Here is a 6,849-nt window from a genome sequence, read left to right as displayed (position 1 = left end):
GGCGGCTGGGACGGCTATCCATCGTCCAAACCTCCCGGCCCCATCACCTTCAAGCACGGCCTCGAACGCTTCTCCGCCATCGCCGCAGGATGGAGCCTCAGAGATGTGTGCATGCCTTAGTGCGTGCGCAGGGACGACCCGTGGCAGATGCAGTGCGCACATCCACGCTGCAAAGATTGCGCCACCTCACTCCCCGTCCCGTTCGCCGCGGTCCTGATAGAACTGCACCATGCCGTCGACCGCGATCTGTTCGTCGACCCAGGGCAGCACCGGCCGGCGCAGCATCGCCAGACAGGCGAAGCTGTCGCTGACGCAGGCCCGCGCCCGCTTGCACGCTTTCATCCGGCAGCGCCGCGCGCCGCGGGAGTGCGCCGCCATGCCGCGGCGTACCGCGCGCAGGCACCGCTCGGCGAGTGGATCGGGCATGGCGGCCTCGGCCTGTTCGGCCAGCCGCTCGGCGCGCATCGCGGCGGTCTCGAAGCGTTTCGGCGGGCGTCTCGTCATGGTCGCTCCTGTGCGTCGCGCTGATGATCGGGGATTGTTGCGGGCATGGCGCCGCGTTCGGCGAAAGCGCCGCTTGGCAAAGTGAGGCTGGCTTTTCTTGCACTCTCTCCCAGCGAGGGAGGCGGAGCGCCGGAAGGCGCGCCTTGTGAGTGGGCCGCGACGCGAACGCCGAAACGTCGGCGAGCAGCGGCGCGGCAACGCCTTTCGACGCTCCGCCGCAGCGATTTTTCGCTCCGGGGCCGTGCTTCCGGGTGCAGGCGCGATGCACTCCGCACCGCCGATCCCGGGCGGTTTCCCGCCGTTCACCTGCACCGCGTCCAGCCAACCAGCAAGTGGCAGACTCTCCTAGTGGAGCCGGACGGCGACCCGAAGCGTCCCGAGTGCGCAGGAAGACGTCCTCCCCGCGCCCGCAGGCGCCGCATCCCGCCCCGCGCCTCGAAGCGTCCTAGGAAACGCCCCTCGATGAGGTGGGATGGCGCGATGATAGCAAGCCGGACCTGGCTGTCAAGGACTTTTTTCCTAACGAACGACACGCACCCTGAACCTCCCGCAATGGCTGCGCGACTAATTCTGGCGGATCAGGTGCAGCGACCTAGCCGGCCCACGTCGTAACCCGCAAGTAACAGCCATCACAGGAGCGATCGATGAGTCAGTCGACACGGGTGGTCTACACACGAGTCCAAGGCAGGCTGCGCGCCAACTTCAATTGGCCGCCGATCTCGCGAAAATCGGCGGTGCTGATCACCGCCGCGGAATGGGGCCCCGGGCCGCCGGATCCCTCGTTGCCGCTGCCCGGACGGCCGCATCTCGGCGAAGCCAATGTCTATGTGACGAATATCGGTCCGCACGGCGATCCCGGCGGTGAAGCCGGCGGCGTCGAATTCTACGTTCATGCGGATTGGCCGTCGCCGATCAAAGTCGTCGTCACCATCACCGTGTTGGGCGATTGCGAGAACCAGGTGGTCGTCGAACTCTGAGCCTCGGCAGACTTGGTAGACTTAGTAGCCTTGGTAGACTTAGTAGCCTTGGTAGCCTTGGTAGACTTAGTAGCCTTGGTAGACTTAGTAGCCTTGGTAGACTTGGCAGGCTTGGCAGGCTTGGCAGAGCATGACGCCGCGGCCTTTCAGCCGCCCCAAGCGTAACCCGGATCGACGTCGTGCGATCCGGGTTGCGACGAGCTGCGCCGCTGCTGTGGCGCGGCAACGCCCGGCGGCCTCGCCGGGGTGGCGCGGCGAAGCGCCGCAGCCGCGCCGCGAAGCGCTACGCGGCCACGCGATCGAGAACCATTCCAGCATCACTTCAATGTCAGATTTTGTCACCGCCAATTCATCGCCGCGACTCACTGCGGCCCCATTGCGCGGCGATGCTCCGCGCCACCACTTCAAGGAGATCGCGCATGACCACTTCCGCTTCGCCGAAATTCGACGCCGATTATGTCGCTACGTTGCGCGAGGTGCTGGACATCGCGGTCGAACAGATCGCGGTCGAGCACCGCACCCCGGCGACCAAGGCCAAGATGGCCGAGACCATCGTGCGCAGCGCCGCCGAAGGCGTCACCGACGCCGGCGACCTGGTGTCGCAAGCGGTCGCCGCCGGCGAAGGCGGCGCGCCGTAGGTTTTCCATGCTGATCAACTGCCGCTACCAATAAGCCCGTCGTCCTGAGGCGCCCGAGCAAAGCGAGGGCCTCGAAGGACGCGGGCGTCGAACACGTCATCCTTCGAGGCTCGCCGCAAATGCGGCTTCGCACCTCAGGATGACGGTTCCATCGACGTTATTTTGCCCGGCCGGGCGAAGAGAGCCGCGCTACTCGCCCCAGGAGGTGAAGGCGTCGGAGAATGCCCGCTCGCCGGGCGAGCCCTTCTCGATCGCGATGATGGCGCGGCGCTGGTTCGAATAGACCAGCGGGATGTCGAACCAGGAGCGCTCCTTCAGGAGCTGCAGGTTGCGGGCGCGGTCGGCGTCGACATTGCTCAAGCCCACCAGGAAGAAGCCGTCGGTGACCTTGACCGCGAGCCCGGCCAAGGGCGTGCCGCGTGCCTGCTCGTTGGACTTCATCAGGATGCCCGGCACGTTGGAGACGCCGCCGCCGGCAAAATCCGCCGGCAGCACGAAGGTCAATTCCGCGGTGTGGCTGGCCGGCAGCGAGGCGTCGGTGTTGCGGCGGAACGACATCGACATCTTGAACTTGCGCTCGGCGATCTCGACGTCGGCGCGCACCGCGATGTCGCCGGGCTTGCCGGCGCTGCCCTTGATCTGCTCGGTGCGCCACACCACCGTGCCGACATATTGCTTGCCCTTCGGATCGGCCGGGTCCTCGTCATACAGCACCACGCGCTGCGCCACCGGCGCCACCTGGTCCATCGACGACGGCTGCCCGACGCGGTCGGCGATCTTCGGCCGGCTCGTGGGTGCCGCGTCCTTCGGCGCTTCGACCACCGCCGGCTGCGAACTCAGCATCGCGCGCAGCGACGACCAGGTCGAAGGTCCCCACAGGAAAGCTGCGCCGACCAGCAGCAGCACCACGCCGATGGCGAACGCGCTCTTGATCGGAAATGCGCCGCCGCCAAGCCGCGGCGGCCGCTGCTTCGGCTCGGCGCGGGGCCGCACCGAACTCTGGTAGCGCGCCGCCTCGTCGGGGGATTCGTCGTAGGAATAAGGCTGCTCCGGATCGCCGCGGTTCTCCATGCTCGGCTCGAGCCGGTCGAACTCCGGCGAGGGCGAGGTGACGTTGGCGTAGGTCTTGCGCGCCTGGCGGTTGGCCTCCGCGGCGGCGCGACCGAGATCGTCGACATCGGCGGTGACGTCGCGGAAACCGCGCATCCCGGCGGTGGCGCTGGGCGGCGGCTCCTGGCGGCGCGGCGGCTGCGGCGATTGCGGCTGCGGCGGCTTTTCGCGGCCGGGCGGCGTATCATAGGCCGCCAGCGGCGAGGGCTGCCCCGGACGCGGCAATTCGACGCGCAGATTGCGCGGCAGCGGCGTTTCCTCGCGGACCGGAGGGCGCGGCGGCGGCGCATCCTGCGGCGGCCCGGCGTCGCCGGGCTTGGCCTCGAAAGGCTTGGCATCAAAAGGCTTGGCATCGCCCGGCCTGGCGTCGGCCGCCTCGCCCGGCTTCGGCGCGGGACGGCTGCCGGCGCGCAGGCCGTCGCCGGGGCGCTGCGGCTCGGCGCGGCCGCGAGCCTTCTGATCGGCGGAGCGCGAGGCATCGCGGGCGCGCTGCGCGGCTTCGGATTCGACCTTGCGCACCGCCTCTTCGAGCGCCAGCCGTTCGCGGGTGATCTCCGACTCGCTGAGCGGTGGCTGCACCCCGCGCAACTGCGCGATCAGCGCCGAGCGGGCCCGTTCATAGAGCGCACGCCGGCTCTCGCCGGGGGCACTGGGGTCCAGGCCGGCGATGGCGCGGGCGATGAGCGGGTAGTAATCAGCCATTTTGACTCAAGTATCTACGCCTTATGGTCGCATCGTATTAAGCTTCGAACGGGTTCTGCACCAGAATAGTATCTTCGCGTTCCGGGCTGGTGGAAAGCAACGCGATGGGGCAACCCACCAGTTCCTCGACCCGCCGGACATATTTGATCGCCTGCGCCGGCAGATCGGCCCAGGAGCGGGCATTGGCGGTCGGTTCCTTCCAGCCCTCGATGGTCTCGTAGATCGGCTCGACCCGGGCCTGCGCGCCCTCGCCGGCCGGCAGATGGTCGATCTCCTTGCCGTCGAGCTTGTAGCCGACGCAGACCTCGATCGAATCGAAGCCGTCGAGAATGTCGAGCTTGGTCAGCGCCAGGCCGTGAATGCCGCAGGTGCGCACGGTCTGGCGCACCAGCACCGCGTCGAACCAGCCGCAGCGCCGCTTGCGCCCGGTGTTGACGCCGAATTCCCGGCCGCGGCGACCGATCTCCTCGCCGATCTCGTTGGTGAGTTCGGTCGGGAACGGGCCCTGGCCGACCCGGGTGGTGTAGGCCTTGCAGATCCCCAGCACATAGCCGACCGCGCTCGGCCCCATCCCGGTGCCGGTGGCGGCCTGCGCCGCCACGGTGTTGGACGAGGTGACGTAGGGATAGGTGCCGTGGTCGACGTCGAGCAGGCAGCCCTGCGCGCCCTCGAACAGGATCCGCTTGCCCTCGCGGCGCTTGATGTCCAATAGCCGCCACACCGTCTCGGTATAGGGCAACAGCTGCGGCGCCAGCGCCAGCAACTCTGTCTGGATGGCGGCGGCGTCGAACTCCGGCAGATTGAAGCCGCGCCGCAGCGCGTTGTGATGCGCCAGCAGCCGGTCGATCTTCGGCGGCAGCGTCGCCGGATCGGCGAGGTCCATCAGCCGGATGGCGCGGCGGCCGACCTTGTCTTCATAGGCCGGACCGATGCCGCGCTGGGTGGTGCCGATCGCGGTGGCTTTGGAGGCGTTTTCGCGCAAGGCGTCGAGCTCGCGGTGCAGCGGCAGGATCAGCGTGACGTTCTCGGCCACCTTGAGGTTGTCCGTGTCGATTGCGACGCCCTGGCCGCGCAGCGCCTCGATCTCCTTGGCGAGGTGCCACGGGTCGAGCACGACGCCGTTGCCGATCACCGACAGCTTTCCGGGCCGCACGATGCCGGAGGGCAGCAGGGCGAGCTTGTAGACCTTGCCGTCGATGACGAGCGTATGGCCGGCATTGTGGCCGCCCTGGAAGCGCACCACGACGTCGGCCTCGGTCGACAGCCAATCGACTATCTTGCCCTTGCCCTCGTCGCCCCACTGGGCGCCGACCACCACGACGTTGGCCATGTTTTCCGCTCGTCTTCCCAACAGCAAACGGCCCCGTGACACCAGCGAAGGTGACCGGGGCCGAGACTTCGCCGAAAGCTATCGGGTCGGGACCGGCGAGTAAAGAGTGCGGGCGGAGCGGGAAGCGGCGCCCGGCATGCAAAGCCCCGTGGCCGCGTGAAAAGGCCCGGATCGCAACGGAAACGCGGTCCCGTCGACCCCGGGGACCGACCGGCATCGCAGTCGCGCTTGAACTCGTGCGAGTCCGCGCGGAACGCCCTATAAGCCCCGGCATGACCAACGCCACGCTGCTCCGCCGCTTTTTCGCCTACTACCGCCCGCACCGCGCGCTCTTTCTTCTCGATTTCGGTTGCGCCATCGTGTCGGGCCTGCTCGAGCTCGGCTTCCCGCTGGCGGTGCGGGCCTTCGTCGACCGACTGCTGCCCGGCCAGGATCTCGGCCTGATTGCCCTCGCCACGGCGGCGCTGCTCGTCGTCTACGGAGCCAACACCGGCCTCCTCGCCATCGTCACCTATTGGGGCCACCGGCTCGGCATCAACATCGAGACCGAGATGCGCCGCCGCGCCTTCGACCACCTGCAGACGCTGTCCTTTCGCTTCTACGACGAGCAGAAGACCGGCCATCTGGTGGCGCGGATCACCAAGGATCTCGAGGAGATCGGCGAAGTCGCCCATCACGGCCCGGAGGATCTGCTCATCGCCGTGATGACCTTCCTCGGCGCCTTCGTGCTGATGGCGGTGATCGACCCCGAACTCGCCCTCATCACGGCCGTCGTGGTGCCACTCACCGCCTGGATCACCAGCCGCTACGGCGGTCGCATGACGCAGAACTGGCGCGACCTCTTCGGCCGGGTCGGCAATTTCAACGCCCGCATCGAGGAGAATGTCGGCGGCATGCGGGTCGTCCAGGCCTTTGCCAACGAGGACCACGAGCGCGCGCTCTTCGCTCGCGCCAATGCCGGCTATCGCGACACCAAGCTCGAAGCCTACCGCGTCATGGCGGCCTCGACCTCGCTGTCCTACCTGTCGATGCGCGTGACCCAGCTCGTCGTCATGGTGGCGGGCGCCTGGTTCGTGCTGCACGGGCGCTTGAGCGAGGGCGGCTTCGTCGGCTTCCTGCTGCTCGTCGGCGTGTTCTTCCGCCCCGTCGACAAGATCAACGCCGTGATCGAGACCTATCCCAAGGGGATCGCGGGCTTCCGCCGCTACCTCGCCCTGCTCGACACCGCACCCGACATCGTCGACCGGCCGGAGGCGCGCCCTGCCCCGGCGCTGCGTGGCGACATCCGCTTCGAGGGCGTCGGCTTCGGCTATGCGCCCGGCCGCCCGGTGCTCGACGGCATCGACCTCGCGATCCGCGCCGGCGAGACGATCGCCTTCGTCGGGCCGTCGGGCGCCGGCAAGACGACGCTCTGCGCCCTGCTGCCGCGCTTCTACGATGTCGACCGGGGCCGCATCACGGTCGACGGCATCGACATCCGCGACCTGACTCTGGCCTCGCTGCGACGCCAGATCGGCATCGTGCAGCAGGACGTGTTCCTCTTCGCCGGCACGGTCCGCGAGAACATCGCCTATGGCCGGCTCGACGC

General features: G+C 68.2%; 6 protein-coding genes. 3 read left to right on the top strand and 3 right to left on the bottom strand.

Going from position 1 to position 6,849, the window contains the following annotated elements; all coding sequences use genetic code 11:
* Positions 1 to 186: 186 nt before the first annotated feature.
* Positions 187 to 504: a hypothetical protein gene (locus VGC77_RS20295; protein WP_331173369.1), complete on the bottom strand. Its 318-nt coding sequence runs from the start codon at positions 502 to 504 to the stop codon at positions 187 to 189.
* Positions 505 to 1,148: 644 nt separating this feature from the next.
* On the opposite strand from VGC77_RS20295, the gene VGC77_RS20290 reads away from it, so the two are divergent.
* Both VGC77_RS20290 and VGC77_RS20285 read left to right on the top strand, forming a co-directional pair.
* Entirely contained in the window at positions 1,149 to 1,481 is a 333-nt protein-coding gene (locus VGC77_RS20290; RefSeq protein WP_331173368.1) for a hypothetical protein, read from the top strand.
* Between the two features lie 419 nt (positions 1,482 to 1,900).
* Positions 1,901 to 2,119 carry a hypothetical protein gene (locus VGC77_RS20285; RefSeq protein WP_331173367.1) on the top strand — a complete coding sequence of 73 codons (219 nt, stop codon included), beginning with the start codon at positions 1,901 to 1,903 and terminating at the stop codon, positions 2,117 to 2,119.
* A 189-nt stretch (positions 2,120 to 2,308) separates the two neighbouring features.
* Here VGC77_RS20285 and VGC77_RS20280 read toward each other — a convergent pair whose 3' ends face one another.
* Both VGC77_RS20280 and VGC77_RS20275 read right to left on the bottom strand, forming a co-directional pair.
* Entirely contained in the window at positions 2,309 to 3,931 is a 1,623-nt protein-coding gene (locus VGC77_RS20280) for a hypothetical protein (protein WP_331173366.1), read from the bottom strand.
* Between the two features lie 37 nt (positions 3,932 to 3,968).
* A complete protein-coding gene (locus VGC77_RS20275; protein ID WP_331173365.1) occupies positions 3,969 to 5,261 on the bottom strand; it encodes an adenylosuccinate synthase in 1,293 nt (430 codons plus the stop codon).
* Between the two features lie 287 nt (positions 5,262 to 5,548).
* Between VGC77_RS20275 and VGC77_RS20270 the strand changes: the two genes are divergently transcribed.
* On the top strand, positions 5,549 to 6,849 hold a 1,301-nt coding region (locus VGC77_RS20270; RefSeq protein ID WP_331173370.1), incomplete at its 3' end, for an ABC transporter ATP-binding protein.

Origin of the sequence: Rhodopseudomonas sp. (assembly GCF_036404135.1) — a bacterium.
In the GTDB taxonomy this organism is placed as follows: Bacteria; Pseudomonadota; Alphaproteobacteria; order Rhizobiales; family Xanthobacteraceae; genus Rhodopseudomonas_A.
This window is presented reverse-complemented; position numbering and strand designations above follow the sequence as displayed.